General features: G+C 36.3%; 20 protein-coding genes. 3 read left to right on the top strand and 17 right to left on the bottom strand.

The window, feature by feature from the left end; genetic code table 11:
* Positions 1–27: 27 nt before the first annotated feature.
* The 12 genes from ASG21_RS03715 to ASG21_RS03665 all read right to left on the bottom strand — a co-directional run bounded on the left by ASG21_RS03715 (position 28) and on the right by ASG21_RS03665 (position 12,804).
* Complete coding sequence (locus ASG21_RS03715; protein ID WP_056076063.1) at positions 28–1,782, bottom strand: discoidin domain-containing protein; 1,755 nt, start codon at positions 1,780–1,782, stop codon at positions 28–30.
* A gap of 856 nt (positions 1,783–2,638) precedes the next feature.
* Entirely contained in the window at positions 2,639–3,661 is a 1,023-nt protein-coding gene (locus ASG21_RS03710) for a hypothetical protein (RefSeq protein WP_056076060.1), read from the bottom strand.
* A 43-nt stretch (positions 3,662–3,704) separates the two neighbouring features.
* Positions 3,705–5,297 carry an NAD(P)/FAD-dependent oxidoreductase gene (locus ASG21_RS03705; protein ID WP_056076057.1) on the bottom strand — a complete coding sequence of 531 codons (1,593 nt, stop codon included), beginning with the start codon at positions 5,295–5,297 and terminating at the stop codon, positions 3,705–3,707.
* Positions 5,272–6,786: a polyamine aminopropyltransferase gene (locus ASG21_RS03700; RefSeq protein WP_056076054.1), complete on the bottom strand. Its 1,515-nt coding sequence runs from the start codon at positions 6,784–6,786 to the stop codon at positions 5,272–5,274. Before ASG21_RS03700 ends, ASG21_RS03705 begins: the two co-directional genes overlap by 26 nt.
* Positions 6,779–6,994, bottom strand: a complete 216-nt coding sequence (locus tag ASG21_RS03695; protein WP_056076051.1) for a DUF350 domain-containing protein — start codon at positions 6,992–6,994, stop codon at positions 6,779–6,781. The genes ASG21_RS03700 and ASG21_RS03695 overlap by 8 nt, the downstream gene beginning before the upstream one ends.
* Before the next feature lie 13 nt (positions 6,995–7,007).
* Positions 7,008–7,208 (bottom strand): hypothetical protein, encoded by a 201-nt coding sequence (locus tag ASG21_RS19840; protein ID WP_241773448.1) that lies wholly within the window; start codon positions 7,206–7,208, stop codon positions 7,008–7,010.
* 3 nt (positions 7,209–7,211) lie between these two features.
* Entirely contained in the window at positions 7,212–8,672 is a 1,461-nt protein-coding gene (locus ASG21_RS03690) for a DUF4178 domain-containing protein (RefSeq protein ID WP_056076048.1), read from the bottom strand.
* Positions 8,673–8,676: 4 nt separating this feature from the next.
* Complete coding sequence (locus tag ASG21_RS03685) at positions 8,677–9,036, bottom strand: S-adenosylmethionine decarboxylase (protein ID WP_056076045.1); 360 nt, start codon at positions 9,034–9,036, stop codon at positions 8,677–8,679.
* A 23-nt stretch (positions 9,037–9,059) separates the two neighbouring features.
* Positions 9,060–9,983 (bottom strand): arginine deiminase-related protein, encoded by a 924-nt coding sequence (locus tag ASG21_RS03680; RefSeq protein WP_056076042.1) that lies wholly within the window; start codon positions 9,981–9,983, stop codon positions 9,060–9,062.
* A gap of 206 nt (positions 9,984–10,189) precedes the next feature.
* Positions 10,190–10,576 (bottom strand): four helix bundle protein, encoded by a 387-nt coding sequence (locus ASG21_RS03675; RefSeq protein WP_056076039.1) that lies wholly within the window; start codon positions 10,574–10,576, stop codon positions 10,190–10,192.
* 83 nt (positions 10,577–10,659) lie between these two features.
* On the bottom strand, positions 10,660–11,574 hold the full coding sequence (locus tag ASG21_RS03670) for an arginine deiminase family protein (RefSeq protein WP_056076036.1): 915 nt from the start codon (positions 11,572–11,574) through the stop codon (positions 10,660–10,662).
* Between the two features lie 234 nt (positions 11,575–11,808).
* On the bottom strand, positions 11,809–12,804 hold the full coding sequence (locus ASG21_RS03665) for an AraC family transcriptional regulator (RefSeq protein WP_056076034.1): 996 nt from the start codon (positions 12,802–12,804) through the stop codon (positions 11,809–11,811).
* Between the two features lie 378 nt (positions 12,805–13,182).
* Here ASG21_RS03665 and ASG21_RS03660 point away from each other — a divergent pair, with 378 nt between their 5' ends.
* From ASG21_RS03660 to ASG21_RS03650, 3 genes are all read left to right on the top strand, one after another.
* A complete protein-coding gene (locus tag ASG21_RS03660) occupies positions 13,183–13,770 on the top strand; it encodes a hypothetical protein (protein WP_128414208.1) in 588 nt (195 codons plus the stop codon).
* 141 nt (positions 13,771–13,911) lie between these two features.
* Complete coding sequence (locus ASG21_RS03655; RefSeq protein ID WP_056076027.1) at positions 13,912–16,194, top strand: discoidin domain-containing protein; 2,283 nt, start codon at positions 13,912–13,914, stop codon at positions 16,192–16,194.
* Between the two features lie 68 nt (positions 16,195–16,262).
* Positions 16,263–16,796: a hypothetical protein gene (locus ASG21_RS03650; RefSeq protein WP_082482342.1), complete on the top strand. Its 534-nt coding sequence runs from the start codon at positions 16,263–16,265 to the stop codon at positions 16,794–16,796.
* A 604-nt stretch (positions 16,797–17,400) separates the two neighbouring features.
* Here the strand turns inward: ASG21_RS03650 and ASG21_RS03645 are convergent.
* From ASG21_RS03645 to ASG21_RS03625, 5 genes are all read right to left on the bottom strand, one after another.
* The gene (locus ASG21_RS03645; protein ID WP_056076020.1) at positions 17,401–18,687 is read right to left on the bottom strand and encodes a citrate synthase; all 1,287 of its coding nucleotides are present in this window, start codon (positions 18,685–18,687) and stop codon (positions 17,401–17,403) included.
* Between the two features lie 85 nt (positions 18,688–18,772).
* Entirely contained in the window at positions 18,773–20,065 is a 1,293-nt protein-coding gene (gene eno / locus ASG21_RS03640; protein ID WP_056076019.1) for a phosphopyruvate hydratase, read from the bottom strand.
* Between the two features lie 208 nt (positions 20,066–20,273).
* Positions 20,274–21,428: a hypothetical protein gene (locus ASG21_RS03635; RefSeq protein WP_056076017.1), complete on the bottom strand. Its 1,155-nt coding sequence runs from the start codon at positions 21,426–21,428 to the stop codon at positions 20,274–20,276.
* A gap of 1 nt (position 21,429) precedes the next feature.
* Positions 21,430–21,747 (bottom strand): hypothetical protein, encoded by a 318-nt coding sequence (locus tag ASG21_RS03630; protein ID WP_056076015.1) that lies wholly within the window; start codon positions 21,745–21,747, stop codon positions 21,430–21,432.
* Between the two features lie 134 nt (positions 21,748–21,881).
* On the bottom strand, positions 21,882–22,661 hold the full coding sequence (locus tag ASG21_RS03625; protein ID WP_056076014.1) for a histidine kinase: 780 nt from the start codon (positions 22,659–22,661) through the stop codon (positions 21,882–21,884).
* Positions 22,662–22,938 lie beyond the last annotated feature (277 nt).

Here is a 22,938-nt window from a genome sequence, read left to right as displayed (position 1 = left end):
CTAACTTGTTTTTGACTGTCATAAAAATCATTCCGACTTCACCACTTCCGTTCTCTCAGAAATTCCATTCGCATTGAACGCTTCGATCTGGAAATAATAAGAATCAACCCTATCGGCTCCGGTAAAGAAATATTCATTTTTTCCGTAAACCATAATGCTTCCGTACAATTTATCAGGAGATTTCCCCCAGTAAATAACATAACCGTCAGCTTCTAAATTCTGTTGCCACTTCATCCAAATGCTTCTTCTTTCACCATATTTTTTTGCATCAGCTCTTAATGGTACAAAATTCTGAACTTTTGCAGGCTTTGCTCCCGTTCCTTTTCCGAAGACTCTGAAACCGCTCAAAGCGAATTTTCCTGTCGGCATCTTCAGGTTTTCCATTTTTAAATATCTTGCTGAGGCAGGTTTTTCAAGTTCGATATAATCGTGAGGAACGTCTTTGGTATTTTTGCTTTTATCGACAATTACTTTCCATTTTTTACCGTCGTTTGAACCGTAGATTTTATACTGATGCATTTTGCCTTCGGTTTTTCCCATAAATTCTACATCCTGATCAGCATAATTAACCTGAATGGCATTAATGGTAGAAACCTCACCTAAATCCGTCTGAAACCATTCACCAGAATTTCCTGTTTTTGCACTCCAGTACGTTTTAATATCTTCATCCACCGCATTATTTGAATGATAACCACCTAAAGTTGAAGAAACCTGAACGGGTTTATTGTAATTCAGCAACATCCAATTGGTGAACAATCCTTTTGAGAAATCCTTGCCCTGAGCGAACTGCGGAAGTAAAGTCGGATAATCGCCGTAAGCGGTATTCGTGTACATCACATCATCCTTGTCGAAACCTGCAGGCCAAATCCCTAAACGTCTTTCAAAATTATTTTTAGTGGAAATAAAAATCGTTGAAATGTGCCACCAGTTTTTAAAATTATCTTCAAAAGTAGCTCCGTGCCCTGCCCCTCTCGCAAAACCGCCGGGCTTGTAGGAAAACGGATTGTGCTGTTGGTATTCATATCCTTCCAAAGGATTTTTTGAAACATAAACACCGTCAGAATATCCACTGAATTCCGTTGCCGGAGCACCGTACTGCATATAATATTTGTCTTTATACTTCGTCACCCAAGCTCCTTCCACAAAGGGCTGAAGGAAAACATTGTCATTGTATTCCCCGAATCTTTCCCAACCGTGATCTTCAGGTTTCAGTCTTAAAATCGGTTTTACAAAACCTTCGGACTGTAAATTTTTAACCTTCACCTCAGTTCCCAAAAGCGGCCATTCGTTGCTTGAGCCCCAGTAGAGATAGAGTTTGTTTTTATCTTCGTCATAATGAAAAGCAGGATCCCATGCGCCAACTTTCAGCGTATCCACCGCAATTTTCCAGTCGTCTACTGTAGGATTGGTAGATTTCCAGATTGGGAAATCAGATTCCCAGGTTGAGCCGTAAACGTATAGAGTATCTTTCATTGCCCAGACTGCGGGAGCGTTCAGATCGTGGGTATATTTGTTGTCTCTGAGGAATTTTCTTTTGACAAATTTCCAGTGGAGCATATTGTCGCTGTGCCAGTAGCCTTCCTGATTGGTTGAAAAAAGAAACAGTTTTTTCTGAAAATTAACGATCACCGGATCGGCTGTTGCGCGGTGTTTCCCCTGTTTTGAAAAAACTTCAAAAGGTGTATAACCATAATCGATGTTGATGGGGTTACAGAAGGTTTTCTGCTGGGCCTGAATGTAAAAGCCTAACAGAACCGCTAATAAAAAAATGTGTTTTTGCATTGGAATAATTTCTTGAAGACAAATTTAATTAAACATTTTGGGTTAAGTCTCAAGATGAGAAAATAATCGTGATATATAGCTAAAAGTAGGGAGAGAAATTCAAAATTTGAGGTGAGCACGAAGCGGTGGATTGGTAAAGAGGTGTAAAATTTTAATATTTTGTTGAAAAATAATATTACGAAATCATCTGTGAGCTAGTTGATTTTGTTTAAAAACTCTGTAAACCGTTTACAACAAAAGGTTTGTTAAATTAATAAAAAAGTTTTCCACATTTTACGGTGTAGTATTACAAAATATTCTAAATTTGACAAAAGAAAACCACCCCAAACTTGAGGTGGATAACTTAAAAAAAACCTAAAAAATTAGTTTTATTAACTCTGTTGCAAGCTTTGTTAATTCGACTATTGGTTTCAAAAGTTTAACTAGAAATTTTAGCTTGTTCATCGCTGCAAATTTTAATGTTAAACTGGATCAATATTAATCCAAGGACATGCAACTTGAATAAGACCTGCATATTCTTGGATTTATTGTTTTGTAAAGGTACTCTACTATATTTATTTTTGAAATAGCTAAAGCTTTTTTCTTTGAATTGCACACGGAAAAGTTTTCCACAATGACCCGAAACTTGCTTCAGTAAAGGATTACAAAGGTTTCGCAATTTTATTTGCAGTCCACCAAGCAATTACAACTTAAACACATTACACAAGCTATTCATAATCAGAATCATACAATTAAACATTGAAGATTTTTAAAATTTCATTACGAATTTATTTTTTAAAAAAATCCAACAGTTGCGGTACGAATTCTTTGTGTAGTCAGTCATCTTAGATATGATTTAATATAAAGTGATGTCAAACTAACCATTTTTAGGTTTACGCCAAATAAAACCATCTAATAAATAATGGGTAAGCTGAGGAACAACCAGTAAAGGAATTAACAATTGAAACCAAAATTCGGAAAGCTTAAAATCCCAGGATAAATGTTCACGCCAAACTAAAATCTCCCAAAGGAACTCTTCGAAAAAGGCGAATGTGAAAATGACAGCGATGAAAAGTAAAACTCCAAAAGTAGATTTAAAAACCGATAAATGATTTAACTGAGTCGGTTCTTTCTGCTTAATTTCTCTGATGTAGACTAATGCAACATAAGGAATTCCGTGCGAAATAACATTCAGAAGTGTAAAAACCACATCATTATTAAAGTAAACAATTCCAAAGTACCAGGACAGATAAGTCCCAATAATCAAAGCATTTTTAGGGAGATTAATTTGTTTGGTTTCACTGATTTCAATAACAGTTTTAAATATCCAGACTGAAAGGATAATGAAATATAAAATCCTGAGGAGAGGAACATAATCGGGTATATTCTCAAACCACTGAAATTCATTTTTAACAAACCAATTGAAATCTCTTTCTGTTTTAAACCAGTACAGCATCGGGAAAACTGTCGCTGAATAGATGGCTACTTCATCTGTTTTTTTGCTCCAGTTATTTCTTTCAGATCGGGCATAAATTCTCATGAAACCATACTGCTGTCTGATGAAATGAAAAACAGCAATCAACGCCAGAACCGACCAGAAAGTAAGACTTCCCAACTGGTATAATATTAATCCTAAAATCCAGCTCAGCAGAGGAATACCGTAGTATAGAAGTTTTCTTTTTTGAATTTCTGCTTTTACGAAATACGTTTTAAACAATGTTGAATAGACGTGTGCAACATCCACAAAAACAATCAGAAAAAGCCATGTGTAAAATGAATAATGATTTTCCAGTCCCTGAATCTGTTTCTGAAAAACGAAAATAACCAGTAAAATAATAAATGGTGGTGACAGAATGAACCAACCGTCTGTTTTCGCATTATGTATCCAAGGCTGTTTCATTGTATGTTATCGAATGGTTAAAAAAAGTTTCTATTGATCAAAATCACAACATTTCTTTTGCAGTTCTGATTCCCTGATAAAAGGCTTCCTCAAAAATTGAAATTCCTGATAAATCTGAATGTGCAAAGAAAATCCTGTTGTCAATAGACATTTTTGCTTTTTCGGTTTCTCTACCAAAAATCTGATTCGGAACTGGAGCAATCATCGCATGACCGATTTTGTGAAACTGTATTTCTACAATATATTCTTCGATTAAAGGATGTGCTTTTTTTAAATCTTCCAAAACCATATTCCGGAGCTGTTCTTCTTTCATAGAATACAGTTTCTTCCTTGCTTTTCTGCAATCGTCCGAAGAAAAACTTTTATAATAGGTGATGACTTTTTCGCCCGTAATCTGACCAATATTCTGATGCTGATCGTAAATGTATCCTAACCCTTCAGAACCGTAAATCACATTATCCCAGGCTAATTCTTCATCTCCGCCAAAATCATTTTTCAGCGTGATGGTGGTTAAAAGCCATGGAACATAACTGAAAGATTCCGTATTTCTATTTTTAAAAATTCTGCCGTTGACGAACTGAGGTGTTGCAAAAAGAACTTTTTCGGCAATAATCTTTTTTGTTTTATTCTGAACAGTATCGAAACTTAGAACCTCAACGTGATTCTCTTTTAACTGAACATCAAAAACTAAATTCTGAGTCATTTTTTTGCCCTCAACGTGTTTTGAAAAATGGGTAACCAATCTTGCATTTCCTTCAGGCCAGGTAAAAATCTGATCTTTATATTTTTTGCTCCAGTTATTTTTTCTTCCGGCGAAATAGTGAATTCCGGACCATGCCGAAACGTATTCAATACCTAATCCGTAATCATCTCTGCAGGAATAATCCAGAACCCAGAGCAGTTCTTCAGATTTAAAATCATTTCGACTCAGCCAATCCTTAAAAACGATTTTTTCAAGTTTTAAAACCTCTTCTTCCCTACCCGAATCCTCAACAGGAATGGCAAACCAATATTTATTCTGTTGATCTTTTTTCAAACGAAATTCATTCATCAATGCAAAAAACCGCTTCAGTTCATCCTGGACATCAGTGGAGATTCCTTTTTGAGGAACGAGATCATTTTGCCACGAATTTTTATAAAACAACCTTTCCTGCTGCGGAAAAGTCATTTGATATTCGTCTAAAATAGGCTCGCCTGTTTCATCTTCTCCCAAACATATTTTACATTCTTTCAGGAAGTCGATAATTTCTGTATTTTCTCTATTGGGTAAAGGCAAATAATGCGCTCCCATAGGAAATTTTGAAAACTTATTCTGTCCGCCGGAAGAGTTTCCACCGAGATGATTTTCCATTTCCAAAAGAAGATAGTTGCTTTCTTTATTCTGATTTAAAAACCGACAGGCCGAAAGACCAGAAATTCCTCCACCGACAATCAGATATTTAGTATGAATTTCTTCCGAAACCTCAGGAAAATCTTTGGCCCAGAGCCTGTGACCGAGAACATGATTGGTTCCTGTAATTTTAAGCAAAAAAGATTTGCCCTTCTTACCGCAATATTGCAGAAAAGGAAGAAAAAGGCTGCCTAAAACGATGGTTCTGAGGAAATCTTTTCTACTGTATTTTGCCCCACTCTTCATCAAAATAGCGTACTAAAATTTGATTATCCAAACGGTTGACTTCCACAGAATCTGCTTTCATATCTTTTGTGAAATAAGACATCTGCGGAAAGTTGTAGTCATAAAATTTAAGATTAGGAATCTTTCTGTAAATCTTGTTATTTATCGGTTCAAAAGATGCCATGGAAAATCCCCATTCTCCAAAAGACGGAACATAAGTGTGATAAGCGTTTGTAAAAGGAAAAATCTGATTCACCGTTTTTTCTATGCACCAAAAAGATTTCGGCGCAAAGTAAGGTGAAGTGGTCTGAACCACAATTTTTGTATCTGCAGTTGCTGCTTTTTCAAGCTCATGATAAAACTGTAATGAATAAAGTTTCCCTAAACTGTAATTGGACGGATCGGGAAAATCAATAATAATGACATCAAATTTTGCCTTGTTTTCTTTAATCCAGATATACGCATCTTTATTGATGACTTTCACTTTTTTATCAGACAATGAGCTCTGATTGAGTTGGCGCATTGTTTCATTGGTTTTAAAGAAATCCGTCATTTCACCGTCTAAATCTACGAGCGTGATATTTTTAACGTCCTTATATTTTAAAACTTCACGAACCGCAAAACCGTCACCTCCACCAAGAATTAAAACATGATCAATTTTCTTCGCCATTGACATTGCCGGATGAACCAAAGCTTCGTGATAACGGTATTCGTCGGTGGAAGAAAACTGAAGATTGTTGTTTAAATATAATCTGAACTCTTTATCATTTCTCGTTAAAACAATTCTCTGATAAGGCGAATTGTTGGTATAAACTACATTTTCACCATATAATTTCTCTTCAGAAAACGATAAAATTCTGTCTGAAAAAATGAATAATACCAAAAGCAAGAGGAAAGCTCCGATAGATTTTATTTTAAGCGAAAAAGGATTTTTTAAGTCTTTTTTCAAGTAAAAACATAAAAATATCGCAATCGAAATATTAATTAACCCGAAGAAAAGAGGTGTTTTAATAATTCCAAGGTTCGGAATCAAAATCAACGGAAATAAAATGGATGCCAGTAAAGCTCCTACATAATCGAAGGCAAAAACATTTGAAACTAAATCTTTAAACTGAACTTTATCTTTCAGAATGTTCATCAGCAAAGGGATTTCAAGCCCAACTAAACATCCCGTTGAAAAAACAAAAGTATATAAGGCCCATTCAAAATTTCCAATTGTATTGAATAACAGAAACAGAACGACAGAGCTTATTCCACCGACAATTCCGACCAGAATTTCAATTTCTATGAATTTATCTATTAAACTTCCTTTGATGAATTTCGCCAGATAAGAACCCACTCCCATCGAAAAAAGATAGACGCCGATAATGAAAGAAAACTGCTTCACAGAATCTCCCAAAAGATAGCTAGCCAATGCTCCCGCAACCAATTCGTAGATCAACCCGCAGGTGGCAATTACGAATACTGAAGACAGTAAAAGAAGTTCTAAAGACAGTCTTTTTTTATCCATGAACCGCCGAACCGATGATGATAGAAATCCCGATAATAAACGAACCGAAAATAATTGCTAACGCTACATTTTTGTTCTGTGCAATCTCATGCCACGTTTTTTCGGGAGTCAGTTTTTCGATGATAACGTAACAGACCAACAGAATAGCAATTCCTAAAAATGAATAAATTACTGAATTGATTACTGGTAAAAAGTTTATGTTTTCCATGATGTTTTATTTTTTATTTGTGATAATATCTGTAAAATCCGTGTGCTCTGCCTGTTCTGTGAGTTCTTGTTGTTCCGTCCCGGTACTTTTCTGTTTTTTCGCAGTCGCACAGTTGGTTTCCATCATACGTCAGGTAGGCGAATAGCCCCAGAAAAAAGCTCCCCAAAAGAAGAATGATAAAATGCTTCCTGATATAATTAATAATGTTTTCCATGATTTATGAACTTTGAGGATATGGTGAATTGGAACTGTTCTTCCATTTAGAAACATTGAAAAGATATCTTCCCCAGTAAATGATACTGAAAATGATGATCATTGTAATTATAATAATGATAAAATTCCAAAAAGAAACCGGGAGCCAGATTGCTTTTACAGTAACTGAATTATTGATGGGAGTTGTAGATAAATTAACCGCCTCGGCATTAATTAAAGAATCCAGTTTCTGATGGCCGAAAGATTCCCTTGCCAATTTTGAAACGGCCGAAGTGTCTTTCTCTAAAGCTTTTCCATCGCTGAAAGTTGTAATATTTCCTAAAGCTGTTTCGGTAACAGTCACTAATCCCGTTTTATCTCTGGATATTTCTACACGGGAATCCGGAGATCTTAAATGATCCAAAGGAGTGATTACAGAACCATCTTTTTCGGCAGAAACAGCAAAATGATATTTCCCGGATGTTACTCCACAAATATTAAAATCTGCAGACTTTTTTCCTTCGCTCCAGCTTTCTCCGTCTTCATAACCATGATATTCTTCAATATCTTTTGAAGCATACGTGATCTCATTCGTTTGCTCATTGACCAGACTCAACTGAAAATTTGCCCATGAATTATCTACGTCCGAATGCGACTCAATCCTCAATGGAGCAGCCCCGCCGGAAAGTGTAAAACTTTTGGAAATCATCTCCTTGTTTTTTACCTCTTCAAATTTTATAGCTTCCTGAAAAACCGTATTATTCGTTCTTGAGGTATATACATAAAACTGTAAAAGACAAATTAAAATTGCGGCAATTCCAAAAATATTGATCATCTGTTTAATATCGAAATAATAAGGCTGAACAATCCCTATTCCCGAATAATTGGGCATTTGAGAAATTCCGAAAGATTTTTTAACGGTAAATTTAGAAATATGTTTTCCAAAAAAATAGTGGTTCGTATTTCCAGACTGTTCCTGAGAAATTATTTCGGTTCCGTTGACGTATTCTTTGTATTTTGCCAATTTAAAACTCAGTTTGTCTTCGAAAAAACCGGTTGCAGAATCTATTGAACACGGCGTAGTTTCGTACCAACGGTAATTTTTTGTATTCAAAACAGCTATTCTGTCATTCTGTTCCTTTTTTACATCTTCAGAATGAACCGACTTCAAAAAAATCCAGTGACCATCACTTTCGCTGAGAAAAGCATCGTTATTTTTGTAATCTTTGAGGAAATATTCTCTCCAGAAAATATCTGAACCGTATTTTCTGACGATAATTGCGATGACGGTGTATTCAACATGTTCGATCACACCTTTCTGACCGACTTCCAAAACAACGTTTTCGGTTGGTTTTTTGACAACTTTTTGAGATGAATTTCTGTTTACATCAATAAGTTTACTGCAGGACTTACAAATATATTCTGTGATATTGAAAGTAAGCTCTGATTTATTTTCTGTATTACAAGAGGGACAAATGTAATGCATCTTTTTATCTGTAAATCTTGTGTTCCTGTAAAATTTCAGCACCAAAATACCTGATGACGCCGTCAGCAATCTGCTCGACTTTATCTGTATTGTCCTGTGTATAATTACAAAGAAAAACATCAAAAGTAAGCTGCTTAAACTCCGGCCAGGTATGAATGCAGAGGTGAGACTCTTTCAGACAGACTGCGGAGGTAAAGCTTTGGTTTTCAAAATTATGATTCGTGACACCCACAATTTCCACTTCTTTACTTTCTAAAATATTGGTTATATATTCCAGAAACTGCACACTGTCTAATAACAAATCTTCTAACTCTGTTTCCAAAGTTAGAAGAATGTGTAAACCTTTATTTGATAATGGCTTCAATTAAATAATTTTTGACAAATATATCATTTTTTCGGGAGAAAAACCTCAGCCAACATACAACGTGCGCTTCCACCCCCATTTACTTCAATGGTATTCAAATCTGAATAGATAATTTCGCAGTACTTTTCAATATTTGAAACCTGAGTTTCATTTAAAGACCTGTAAGCCGTCTGGCTCATCACCAAAAACTTTTTGCCGTCTTTATTCTGAACCTGAAGCATGTTTCCGGCGAACTGCTGCATCTGCGCTTCAGAGATTTCAATGATTTCCTTTCCTGAATTTCTGATGGTTTTGACAACATTGTTTCTTTCAGCTTCATCATCGATACAGTCAAGACAAATTACCACAAACTGATCGGCAACACACATCATTACGTTGGTATGGTAAATCGGAAGTCGCTCCTCTCCCACAGTTTGAAACGAATGGAAAACGACAGGAGTAAAATCATATTTTTCACAGAATTCTCTGAACAGATTTTCATCCAATCTTAAAGAAACTGAACCGTAAGCGATCTTTTTATCGTGGTCGAAAATCATGCTTCCCGTACCTTCCAGATAGTGACCGTGAATTTCCGGTAGTGACCAGTCGTCTGTTTCGGTTACTGTATAACCTTGGTTTTTGATGCTTTCGATGATGTCTTCACGACGCTCCACTCTTCTATTGGCAGCGAACATTGGGTATAAAACTACTTTTCCATCTTTATGAAAACTCACCCAATTGTTGGGAAAAATAGAATCCGGCGTGTGCGGCTCGATGGTGTCTTTGATGGTAATGACATTGATGCCTTTACTCTCCAGTTTTCCGACGAAATTTTTAAATTCCGCCAAAGCTTTAGACTGAATATCTGCGCCTTTCTGCTCTATCTGAAAGTAGTTGTTCTCTGCTGTTTCTGCGTTGTAGCCGAATGCTACTGGCTCTATCATTAATACTGTATCTGTTGTCTGCATTTTTTATGGGTTTTAAAAGGTTGGAGGGTTGGAGAGTCGGAGGGTTGGGGAGTTTGAGCGTGGGAGAGTTTGAGTGTAGGAGCGTGTGGGTGTGTCAGAAATAAGTGCTTTTGTTGTTTGACATTGATCAGAAAACCCTACAGCTCTCTGACCCTCAAACTCTAATACTCTCCCACTCTCAAACCCTACTTCTATCAATTCACATTCTATTTCTTTTCAAAATTGCACCATTTCTCCGAGTGTGCCATCATGATGACCAACATTCCTATTATTTGATTATACTTATTATTTAAATTATTAAATTTTTCCTGGCTGATATATTCACAGGCAAATGAGAATTGTAGCCAAGTCTGTGTTTCTCTTGCTTCGCCTTCAGAATCTGTAAGCTTTGCAACAAAAGATTTTTCATATTTTCTTTTTCCCCAAGCTTCGCTGATATTGGCAGAAACTGAGCGGGATGATCTTCTTATTTGATCTGTAAGTGAATAGCGCTCGTCTTTTGGAAGTGTTTTGCAAAGCTCATTGATTTCCATTGCTGCATCGAACGATTTTTGATAAACTTTTAAGTCCTGATGAAATTTAATTGTTGACATCTCTGTATTTTTTAATAAAAATAAAAAAAATACTTAAATCACTCCAACCCTAAAACTCTCAAATCCTCAAACCCTCAAACCCATCACTCTCTTACCAAAGGCATTGTAGAACATCTCAGCAAACCTCCCATTTTAGAAATTTCTCTGTATGGAATTTCCTCAACAGTTATTCCCCATTCGTTTCTGAGGTGGTCATTCATTCTTGTAAATGCTTTGTCTGAAACCACAACTTCCGGAGAGATTGAAAAAACATTGGGTACCATTTCAAACATTTCTTCGTCCGTAACATGGAAGCAATTTTCTTCCCCGAAAATATCGATGATTAAATTGTAATCGCTTTCGTCTACAAAACCGTTTTTGTAAATAATGCATTTGTCTTTGCCAATCGGGTTAAAAGTACAGTCCAAATGCAGAATTCCCTTGTAAGGCTCTCTGTCGTTTTTCTTCAGTTCAAGATCGATAATTCTCTTCTTTGGAAAGTACTCTTTCAGAATTTCGATAGCGTACTCATTAGTTCTGGCAGTTTTATAGCTTCTGTAGTCTTCACTGAAACACGTTCCGATGAAAAGGAAATCATTCCATACAATCACGTCGCCTCCTTCGATGTGGGCAGTTTCGGGAAGATTGATGATTTTCCGCCAAGCTACTTCTTCAAACACTGTTTTATAAGCTTCCTGCTCATCAGCTCTGTCGGCGATGACGTTAGAAATAATCATTTTATCATCAATGACGAAAGCAACATCTCTGGCAAAAACCTGGTTGTAGTCTTCAATAATATCAGGACGGAAAACCTGAACATCATACTTTTTGAGAACTGCTTCAAAAGCATTCATTTCACTGATGATATCTTCCTCCGTCGGGTAAATATTGTGTTCTATCGTGTGGTAAGATTTGGCATCGTAGCTTTCTTCCAGAGAGGGAACTCCACCCATCGATTTGGGCTGTCCCAAAACCACCGACCTCAGCCTTCCGGTTTCGTTTTTTATATTTAATTCCATAAACAATACTTCTGATGTATATGCTTTAACAAAGCATTTTTCATATAGCGTCTGCCACAAATATAATCAAACGGCTGTGATGTGGAAAGGTTTTTATTCCAGACATTCTGCCGGCTGATTCAATAGTTTTGAGTATCTCATATTCTTCAATAAAAACATCTTAAAAACCAATATTAAACAGATAAATATTGCCTGCTTTACGCAATTTTCACGCACAATATCTTTGTTAAATTTTTAATTACCCTCTCTCTGAATATTTCTGATATATTCTGAAGGAGTGCTCCCTGTCTGCTCTTTAAAAATCCTGTTGAAAGTAGATTGCTGAGAAAAACCCGCGTTGGTGTAGATATGTTCTATTGTAAATTTATGATGCAGATCATTTTTTAATTCATCCACTATCTGTGCAATTCTGTACTCGTTGATCAGTTGATTGAATTTTCTATCTCCGATATGATTGAGCGCCCTTGAAACATAAGTACTGTTTGAATTGACCATTTCTGCCAGCTTTCTGATGTTAAAATCCGCGTCCTGAAAAGGTTTGTCAACATTCAGGCAATTGATGATGCGGTCGTAAAGAATCTGGTATTTGTCTGGATTGGACTCCTCGGTTTCTGCTGTATTGAGTACTTTTTCCTCTTCAAGATTTATCTTTGGAATTTCAAGAAATTTCTGTTTCAGTTCTATTCTGAAGAATTCGTTTTTGTAGTAGAGTCCTAAAAATGAAAAGTAAATAGCAATTGTGTAAGTTAAATACTCCTGAAACTTCAATACAACTGGATCATAATATTTAAAATCAACTTTAATCGCAAAGTTGAACTGTGCAGCGATTTCTGTAATAAAATAAGAGAGAATAAGTAAGACTAACGTGAGGAAAAGTGATGTTCTGAATGAGAACAGGATCTGCGTCATGATGACTACAGGAATAAATAAAAAAAATATGGCACCTGATATATTTGACAGCAGAATACACATATAAAGTATGAATAACAGGAGAGCAAGAATGATGATTCTGAAAATGATCAGAAAATCAAACTTGGTTTTTGAAATCAGAAAACCTGTGTATGTGGTGAGAAAAAAAGCGAATATTAAAACTTCTTTTGCAACGATTACAACATTAGTTGTCAAAAGGCTGAGAAGTAAGTAGAAACCGAATACAGCTGCTATCGAATAAAAGAAAATCTTACCGAATTCTTTTTTCGCAGCAACCAATTCTTCATTTGTGTTGAACATAGTTACAGTGTGTTTTTTTGAAGAGGGCAAAAGTAAACGATTTCTAACAACAAATCAAATGGTTAAGATCACATTATGCCCAACAAACCGCTTAATTATCATAAAACTATAAAGTATTGAATAAATTATTTTCTGATTCAAACAATCACGAGGTGTCAATTGTAAGTTATTTAAAATAAAAATAAGTTATTTCGTAAAAATAAAATACGTAAATAACTGTTTATCAATCTATAAAACAGAAAACTCATTCAATAAACCAATTAACTCAACAACGAAAATATTCCAAGACTTAAAAACACAATATTTGTAATCGAAAACACACCCGAAAAATCAAATAATACTTCAGTCACAAACTGAAGTTTTTTGGGCTTACAAAAAATGATGATTACAATACAAAATCTTTTACGATTTAGGATACTGTTCCCAGCTGTAAAGAAAGGATCAATCTTTCTGATCTTTTTGCTGTGTCAGTCCTGTATTGTAGTCTTGGCAGGATCTCCTGATTCTGCAGATTCATTTTCAGATCATGATTCTTTAGCTTCGGTACAACCATCTTTTCAGGGTGAAATCACTCTTAAAGGCGGTGCATTATTAGTGGAAGATAATGACAGAACCTCCGTTTTGCATCCAAAAAAGATTAACGAAAAAAAACAGACCTTAAAACGGGAAGATGAATCCCATCAACCACAGGTTCCTGAGAAGGCTCAATCTGGAAAAGCTAAGCGCAGTGATATAAAACTAAGTCCGTCATCATCGTCGGGAGTTTCATTTTCAAATAGATATCAAACTGAGAGTCTAATCTTACAAAACAGTTCCGGAAAGGTAATTTTCTTGAAAACTGAAGACACCACTTCACTCATCTATAATTTTCCAATGGCGCGGAACAGAGTTTCAGGATCAACCAATGACTTTGAGCTCAGCTGTTCCGTAAATATCCACTGCGTGCGGCCTCCACCCAGCCTGTAATTCCATCAGTGAATACTTACGTTTTATAAGTCTTTATAAGAAGGACGTCCTGTATTCTCAAATTTCAGCTTTTCACATAAAAATGCCTGACAGATCAGATACAGATCTGTTACAGCAGTGATTAAATTTATTCTAAATACGATGAAAAAAAACAATATGATTAAAAATCTTACAACGTGGTGTTTAATGGCAGGCTTCTCTGTCTTCGCCGGCAGCAGTGCTTTTGCACAATCCACAATATCTTCTGTATCATGCTCCAACAACGGAACTTTCGAAGATGCTGCAGATGATTTTATGGTGTTTCAGCTCACGCCGGACGTTCCGTCCAATTATAGCGTCACAGCAACATTTGCCGGAAATCCCGCAACCGTTACCCTGATGAATAATGCTGCAGCCACAAATCTTAACAATAAGGTTCCTGCTTACTTCAAAATAGCAAACGGCGGCCTGGGAGCCGGAAATTTTACACTTACCATCACTCCAGTTTCAGATTATCCTGAAATTTTGACTATCGCCAATACAGGAACTTGCTCTTCAGCCTGCGCTACGTCTTCTACAAACAATGTGGTTACTCATTACTATGCAACTCCCTACACAACTACGGATCTTTCTAATGTGCAGTTACCACTGCCTAAATTTGATGCAGGAACTACAAGACAGCTTACAAAAGTAAAAGTAGATTATGGTGTGAATTATTTTGCAAGTTTAAGCATCCCAAACAACGGATCCGGACCGATGATGGCGAATTACCGTTCAACTTCATCTCCCACATTCAGTCTGGCAGGAAGCAACTACAATGGTAATTATACACTATTTCAAAATGCTTCTTATCCGGGTTTTGACCCAATCCCAGTTGGTGGTGTAAATCTTACGAATAATTTCAACGGCTTTTCCGGTTCAAATACTTATACCACGCCGTCTGAAATAAATAATTTTGTTGGAACCGGCACGCTACCATATAGCATGAGCACAACAAGTAGCTGGAGCGCAGGTGGTTTCGGCAGCAATATACAACAGACACTTGCATCTGTTTATTACAGGATAGAATATACTTACGACTGTATCATTCCACCTGCAACCTGTACGTCAGAAACGTCTATGCTCAATTCTTCTGCGGTAACAGTAACATCAAGCGCAGGAACAGGAGCGGCAAACGTTATCGATAACGATCTGACAGCAGGAAACTACTGGCAAACCAGTGGTGCCAACAATCACTTAACAATTGATTACGGACAAAACTACGTTCTCAATGGCTTTACTTACTACCCATCTACCAATGGAAATACGGCTTTAGCCTATACTGTGCAGACAAGCGCAGATGGCGTAAATTTCACAACCTCTGCTACCGGAAGCTTCCCCAGTTACAATACCACAACGCACCTGCAGGCAAAAGGAACTCCCACAACAGTAAGATTTTCAGGCCCTGTAAATGCGAGATATCTCCGAATGATTGTAGCTGCAGACGGTAAACGTGTAGCTGAAATCATCCCTATTGTCTGCGGAGTAACACCGCTCAACATGACATGCGCGGATGTAAACAAGATAAGCAGCGGAACAAATTCTTTAGGGAACGGAAAAAAAGCAGTAAGAAATCTTGACAACAACTGGACTGTCACTCACTTCCCTGCCGGTACGGCCTCTCCTGCCACAAGCCCATACAATTACAACAGTATTGCAAATTCACTATTCTACCCTGCTATAGTTGTAGGAAAGGCAATTAATACTCCTCCATTTGTATGGGCATCCAGTCCGTTCGGTAATTCTGAATGGATCTCGGCAACACAAAATGGTCAGGATATTAACAGTCAGGGATTGATAACCGGTGCAGATAATACGCTTCCAAATACTTATTTCTACAAGTATAAATTCAACATCAGTGATCCGTTACTGGCTGCCTCATTAAAATTGAGATTAGATTATTATGTTGATAACCAGATTGTACGGGTGTATGTAAACGGAGTTAATCAAAACATTAATTCGACAGACGCACAGGGTTATGCGGATGGTCACGAAAAATCAACTTTGCTTGACAGTGATTTCCAGGTTGGGACCAATGAGCTGGTTGTACAGATGTTTTCCACTCCAGGTTTTGCGGGATTACTTGTACAGGGAATACCTTCTTGCTACTGTCTGAAAGATCCTAATACTACAGGACTAGGAAGCGATACAAAACATGGCATCACCCTGCTCAACAGAGCAGGAGCAGAGGACGGAAACAACTGGCCAATGATCAGAAAATCAGCGCACACAGTTTTAGAATCCAACTCGAAAGGTTTTGTGCCTACAAGAATGACAACTGCAAATTTAAGTAATATCACAACTCCGGTAGAAGGAATGATGGTTTTTGATACTACAGTAAGTTGTCTGAAAATCTATGATGGAACTTCTTGGAAATGTTTTACAACACCTACCTGTCCTCAGTAAAAATATGTTAAAAAAACCTGACGGACTTTTAATAGCTGTCAGGTTTACAACTCCTTAATTAAAATCAAATGAAAAAAATATTTATAACAATGCTTTTTATATGGGCTACCTCCATGGGGGCCCAGGTGATTATTGGAGATGCTGCAGGCACAGCTCCGGCCAATAAAAAACAATCGGTACTGCTTGAGTTCGCCAACAGCGGCGACAAAGGAATAATCTTACCTTATGTAAGAACGCTTCCGGCTAACCCGGCTCCCGGAACTATTCTGTTGGACAGTACAGTTCTTACCTCTGCCAAGGTAAAATTATACAACGGCAGCTCCTGGGTAGTTTTAAGCGGAGACTCGGATATCAGTTCATCTTTGGTTAATCAACCTGCAACAGCAGATGGTATAAATGCAAAAGCCATTATCGGTAGTACAACGAGTGCTGCTGATGGTGTTTTGGTATTGGAATCGACGACGAAGGCTATGGTACTTCCTACAGTAACCAATATTGAAAATATCGTGAATCCAAGTCCCGGAATGATGGTCTACGTAAAGGGAAGTAAAAAATACCTTGCTTTTTTCGATGGCAGCAAATGGGCATTCTGGATTCCTTAAACTAATTTCAAATACCACCGGCGAATTCGCTACAGCAGTGTAATACAATATTCAGCGCCGGCGGTATTAATTTGAAAGATATTGAACCGAATAATTTTAATGTTGTAGACATCCTTAATTACATTTTCATCAGTATCTGATAGAACTTGTTTTAAATTGTGTTTAAAAGACAGATGGCAGAAAAGCGCAGCGCTCATACCCTTTCAAGTTTGCAACGGATTATTTAATATCTGCCTATGTTATCATCTTAGGTGTCTTCGGCCGGTACAGCTGGCCGAAGTTTTTTTTTAGAAAAGTTTACTCTCAGCTTTCATAAAATTAAGCTCTGACAGCACCAGAATAACCGTTATTATACCAAACACAAATGTAATAATAGCCATTGGGCAAGCTTTAAAATTCCGGTGAATCAGTAAGACAGGCTTATATAATAATTTGTGAATGTCTGATTATGGGAGATCTGAAAAGGTCTCCTTTTTTATGTTTAAATTTCAACTGAAAACTATTAGTATAATGAAATCTAAGACTGTAGCAATTTTTACAGATTAAAGAAAAAAAATCCCAAAGCAAAAACTTTGGGATTTTAAATTTATATGATAAACCAATATTATCTGTTTGTAATATCGATATAATCTCTTTTTTGAGCGCCCTGGTAAACCTGTCTTGGTCTTCCGATAGGGTCTCCTTTTAATCTCATTTCTTTCCACTGAGCGATCCATCCAGGAAGTCTTCCCAATGCGAACATTACTGTAAACATTTCTGTAGGAACTCCCAATGCTCTGTAGATAATTCCTGAATAGAAATCTACGTTTGGATATAGTTTTCTTTCGATGAAGTATTCGTCTTCAAGAGCTACTTTCTCTAACTGCATTGCAATATCAAGTGCTTTATCTTCAATTCCTAGAGCAGCTAATAAGTCATCAGCAGCTTTCTTGATGATTTTTGCTCTTGGATCGAAGTTTTTGTACACTCTGTGACCAAAGCCCATTAAACGGAAGCTGTCGTTCTTATCTTTTGCTTTAGCAACCCATTTGTTTACATCACCTCCGTCTTTTTCAATCAATTCAAGCATTTCGATAACTGCTTGGTTTGCACCACCGTGAAGTGGTCCCCAAAGAGCAGAAATACCGGCAGAAACTGATGCAAAAAGACCTGTGTGAGCAGAACCTACCATTCTTACAGTAGATGTAGAACAGTTTTGCTCGTGGTCAGCGTGAAGGATTAATAATTTATCTAAAGCTTCAGTTACCACAGGATTGATTTCAAACTCTTCATTTGGTAATCTGAATGCCATTTTGTAGAAGTTTTCTACATAGTTTAAGCTGTTATCTCCGTGGTTTAACGGTAAACCTAAAGTTTTTCTGTAGGTCCACGCACAAAGGTGAGCGAATTTAGCAATAAGAAGTTCAGCAGCTAGATCCATTTCTTCTTTAGACTGTACATTCACCGCTTTAGGGTTAAATGCCGTTAAAGCAGATGTCAATGTAGATAAAACTCCCATTGGGTGCGCAGAACGAGGGAAAGCATCGATGATTTTTTTCATCTCCTCTGCTACGAAGTTATATTTTTTGATATTACCGTTGAAGGTATTGAACTGCTCTTCAGTCGGTAATTCACCGTGTAACAAAAGGTACATTACTTCTGTAAAGTTTGACTTTTCAGCGATTTGCTCAATAGGATAACCTCTGTAGAACAATTCTCCCTGATCACCGTCAAGATACGTGATGTCGCTAAGCGTAGCACCCGTATTTTTGTATCCTAAATCTAAGGTAATAAGACCTGTCTGGTCTCTTAATTTTGAAATATCTATTCCTCTGTCTCCGATTGTACTATCTACGATAGGATATTCATACGAATTACCGTCGTAATTCAATATAACTTTGTTGTCTGACATTATTATAATATTTTATTTTAAATTTCTTAAAAATACACAAAAAAACAGCAACCAAAAAATAGTATTCTGTTTTTTTTAGATTTTATTATCTGTTAATTTTAAATGCGTCTAATCCAGGGAAATAAGCTGTATCACCCAAAGCTTCCTCAATTCTTAAAAGCTGGTTGTATTTCGCCATTCTGTCTGATCTTGAAGCAGAACCCGTTTTGATCTGACCACAGTTCATAGCAACCGCTAAATCAGCAATTGTAGAATCTTCAGTTTCACCTGATCTGTGAGACATTACTGATGTAAACTTGTTATGCTGAGCCATTTGTACAGCAGCCATTGTTTCAGAAAGAGAACCGATTTGGTTTACTTTAACCAAAATTGAATTTGCAATTCCTTCTTTCACACCTCTTGCCAGTCTCTCAACATTGGTTACGAATAAATCGTCACCAACCAACTGTACTCTGTCACCGATTTTATCAGTTAACATTTTCCAGCCTTCCCAGTCATTTTCCTGCATACCGTCTTCGATAGAGATGATTGGATATTTGTTTGCCAATTCAGCCAAATACGAAACCTGCTCGCTGCTTGAGAACTGAGCTGCATCCGGAGTCTGGAATTTTCTGTAATCGTAAACTCCGTCTTTGTAAAATTCTGAAGCTGCACAATCCAATGCAATCATTACATCATCACCAGGCTTATAACCTGCTTTTTCAATTGCCTGAAGCAAAGTATCCAAAGCATCTTCCGTTCCAGCAAAAGTTGGTGCAAAACCACCTTCGTCACCTACCGCAGTAGAAAGACCTCTTGAGTGAAGAATAGCTTTCAGGTTGTGGAAAATTTCAGTTCCTTTTCTCAAAGCATGAGAGAATGAATCTGCTTTTACCGGCATTACCATAAACTCCTGGAAAGCAATCGGCGCATCTGAGTGAGAACCACCGTTAATTACATTCATCATCGGAACAGGAAGTGTGTTTGCGTTTACACCACCTACGTATTTGTACAACGGCATTTTCAGTTCAGCAGCAGCAGCTTTTGCAGCAGCCAATGAAACACCAAGAATAGCATTTGCTCCTAAGCTTCCTTTATTGCTTGTACCGTCTAATTCAATCATGATCTGATCGATCAAATTCTGATCAAAAACCGGAAGACCTACCAACTCTGGAGAAATCACTTCTCTTACATTTTCTACAGCTTTTGAAACACCTTTCCCCATCCATTCAGAACCACCATCACGCAATTCCACTGCTTCATGCTCACCAGTAGATGCTCCGGAAGGAACGGCAGCACGACCCATCGCGCCACTTTCTGTAAATACATCAACTTCAACTGTAGGATTCCCTCTGGAATCTAAAATCTGTCTCGCTTCTATGTAAGAAATGTAACTCATTTTATTTATTTTTTATAGTTTCAGACAAATTTACTGAAATTTTAAATCTTTGAGTTACGGGAGTGTTATTTTGTGGTGGTTTTTTGAGTTAAATTTTAGTTAATGTTAAAAATTCAGCAATATCTGTTTTGATGTTACCTGTAAAAAAACAAAGAACCTTCCCATGAAAAATTCAAGAAAAGGCTCAATCATTAAGATTATTATTTAGCTATTCTTTTTTTACTGCATCAAAGTTGAAACTGACGTTGAGAAATCCGAAAAGGTTTCCTTTCTTAACGTCATACTTCAGTATAAGCGGAAGCCATACGTCTTTGTAAATTCTTATCCTGATATCCGTATTGGCGAAAAAATTTTCATTCTCATCAAGAATCATACTTTTCATCAGGTTTCTCCTAAATTCAAATGAGGGCTTCATTTCCAAGAAGGATTTTTCTTTGCTCAAAACTGCTATATTGAGTCCTAATTGGGAAATAAAATTTTTATTTGTTTCGGGGGTATCACTTACGAGATCTTTTGTGATAACGAAAGAGTTTCTAAAGTCTATCTCCATTTTTAAACGACTGGTCTTAATTCCACGTAAGTAGACAGTTTCTATTTTGTAATTGTCTAAAAATTTGGTATTATTACTGATGGAACCGTTGAATCCTATGAAAAAGTATGGCTGTCTTTCTATTTCTTCAATATCTTGTCTGCTGAGTTTCATAAACTTTTCTGGATAACTTTCGTAGTGATCTGATAAATATTTTCTGAAATCTTCTGGAAAATCTTTGAGGGGAATCATATTGATAACATTTTCATTGGATCTATACTTTTTTTCGATTTCCGATATTTTGTTTATTTTTATATCTGTTTCGGTATCTCCTGCTTCTATAAGATCATTACTGTACTTGGCCTTAGCATCCATCAGATCATTTATATATTGATCAAAAATCACTGAAGATTTTGAATTAAACAGCGTTTTTATGCTTCTATCTCTTTCATTGTATGCCCACCCTAAGCCATAATTAAATCCTTTGATACTATAATCATCCTTGAGTGAAAGACCTGCCTCTATCTGGAAGTTTCGCGCAAAGTTTTCTTTTTCGTAGTTATAATCAATCCAAAGTTCATTATTTGCCTGGGCTTTCAAGTTGAATAATGTGGTCTTCAATTCGAATCTCTGATCTTCTCCTCCCAAATCTTTTAGGGCCAATTGATAGTAATTCGTAATAACGTCTTTCCAATTAGCTGATTTTCTTTCTTCAACTTCTTCCAAAACGTCTTTCTTTGTTCTGTCTTCCACTAAGCTATCAACTTTTTTATTCTGGCAAAAAGCAGAACAGTATAAAAATAAGCAGATACCTATGATAATTTTAGTTTTCATCTTATCGTGTTTTAAAATAATAATCTGCTCCTATCTCATATGTGATTTCTTCGATAGGATTTTCCGTAGAAATATTATCTAAAAGATCTATCTCCGAATCATCATAAATGAGCTCAATTCTAACTTTTTTCTCCTCTGTGGCCGGCCCAGTTCCCTTGATGTACAGCATATACATTCCGTCTAAGTTTGTGAATTTCTTTTCAAAACTTTTTTCTTTTTTCTCAGCAGAAATTATGTCTCCTTTCTTGTGTAGCTTATAGGTAATTCCGTAATCTGCCAAACCTCCCGAGATGGTTACTTTTAATTTTAAAGTTTTCATGATTATTAGTATTTGTTTTATACATCAAATTTCTATTTAAAAACATCGCAAATCAATTACCCAAACGGGTACTTTAAGCACAAAAAAACAGCACCATTAAAATGATGCTGTTTTTAGATGTTTACGATTCTTGCTTACAAATCTATCTTGAAAAACAAATGAGTTCCATTCTCTGTCGTCACTTCGCATTGTCCTTTTTGTTCCTGCATTCTGCGTTTCATATTTCGGAGACCATTTCCTTCTGAGTTTGTTTCATGAAGACCGATACCATTATCAGAAATTTTCATCATGAATTCTTTATCTTTTTGGATAAACGATAATTTTAGTTGATTGGATTGACTGTGTTTATACGCATTGTTTAAGGCTTCTTTCAAACAGAGAAAAAGATTTCTTCTCTGTTCTGTTGTAATGACTGTTTCTGAATTTACATTTTGTTCTTCTGAAACCAATTGAATTTTTGTTTTCTTTAAAAAATTAAATGCATACATTTTAGCATACTCCACAAAACTTCCGATGGTATCATTTCCGGAGTTCAGACTCCAAAGCATTTCCCTCATGGAAAGGTTCATTTCTTCAGAGGTTTTTAAAAGTTCATCGATATCGCTGATCAGATCGCCGTTATCTGCTTTTTGCTTTAAAAATTCTGCCTGCAATTTTAATGCTGAAATACCTGCACCAAGATCGTCGTGCATATCGTGGGAAATGCGTTCACGTTCCTGTTCTATGAGTTTTTGTTTTTCTAATTCTTTTTGGAGGAGCTGGTTTTGATGTTCGGAATTTTGCTGCTTTTCTTTAAGATAGAGTATTTGCTTTTTATTATACATCATAATCACAAAGACAATAAATGCCACAAAAAGTAACATGATTAAAACTGCAATTATATATGCCAATTTCAATTTATCTAAATGACTCATATATGATAAGTAATTAAATTAGTATTTACTTTACTGAAAATATACCTTTTAAGAATATGCCATAACAAATGATTGTAATCCATTGATAAAAAAAATTAATATCTCGAAAAAAAGAATCATCGTTACTGGCAAAAAATATGGACGGTACAATTCGCATTAAAAAAATGGAACTCCACAATAGCAATCCTACACTAAACCAAAATTCTTGCTTATCGCTAATTGAAATTTCATTTACATTATTAATTTCTTGTCTCATCCACTCTAAAGCTAAAAAAAC

It is taken from the genome of Chryseobacterium sp. Leaf394, from assembly GCF_001424105.1.
GTDB lineage: Bacteria > Bacteroidota > Bacteroidia > Flavobacteriales > Weeksellaceae > Chryseobacterium.
The sequence above is the reverse complement of the archived record's forward strand: the minus strand, read 5'-3'. Positions and strand labels throughout refer to the sequence as shown.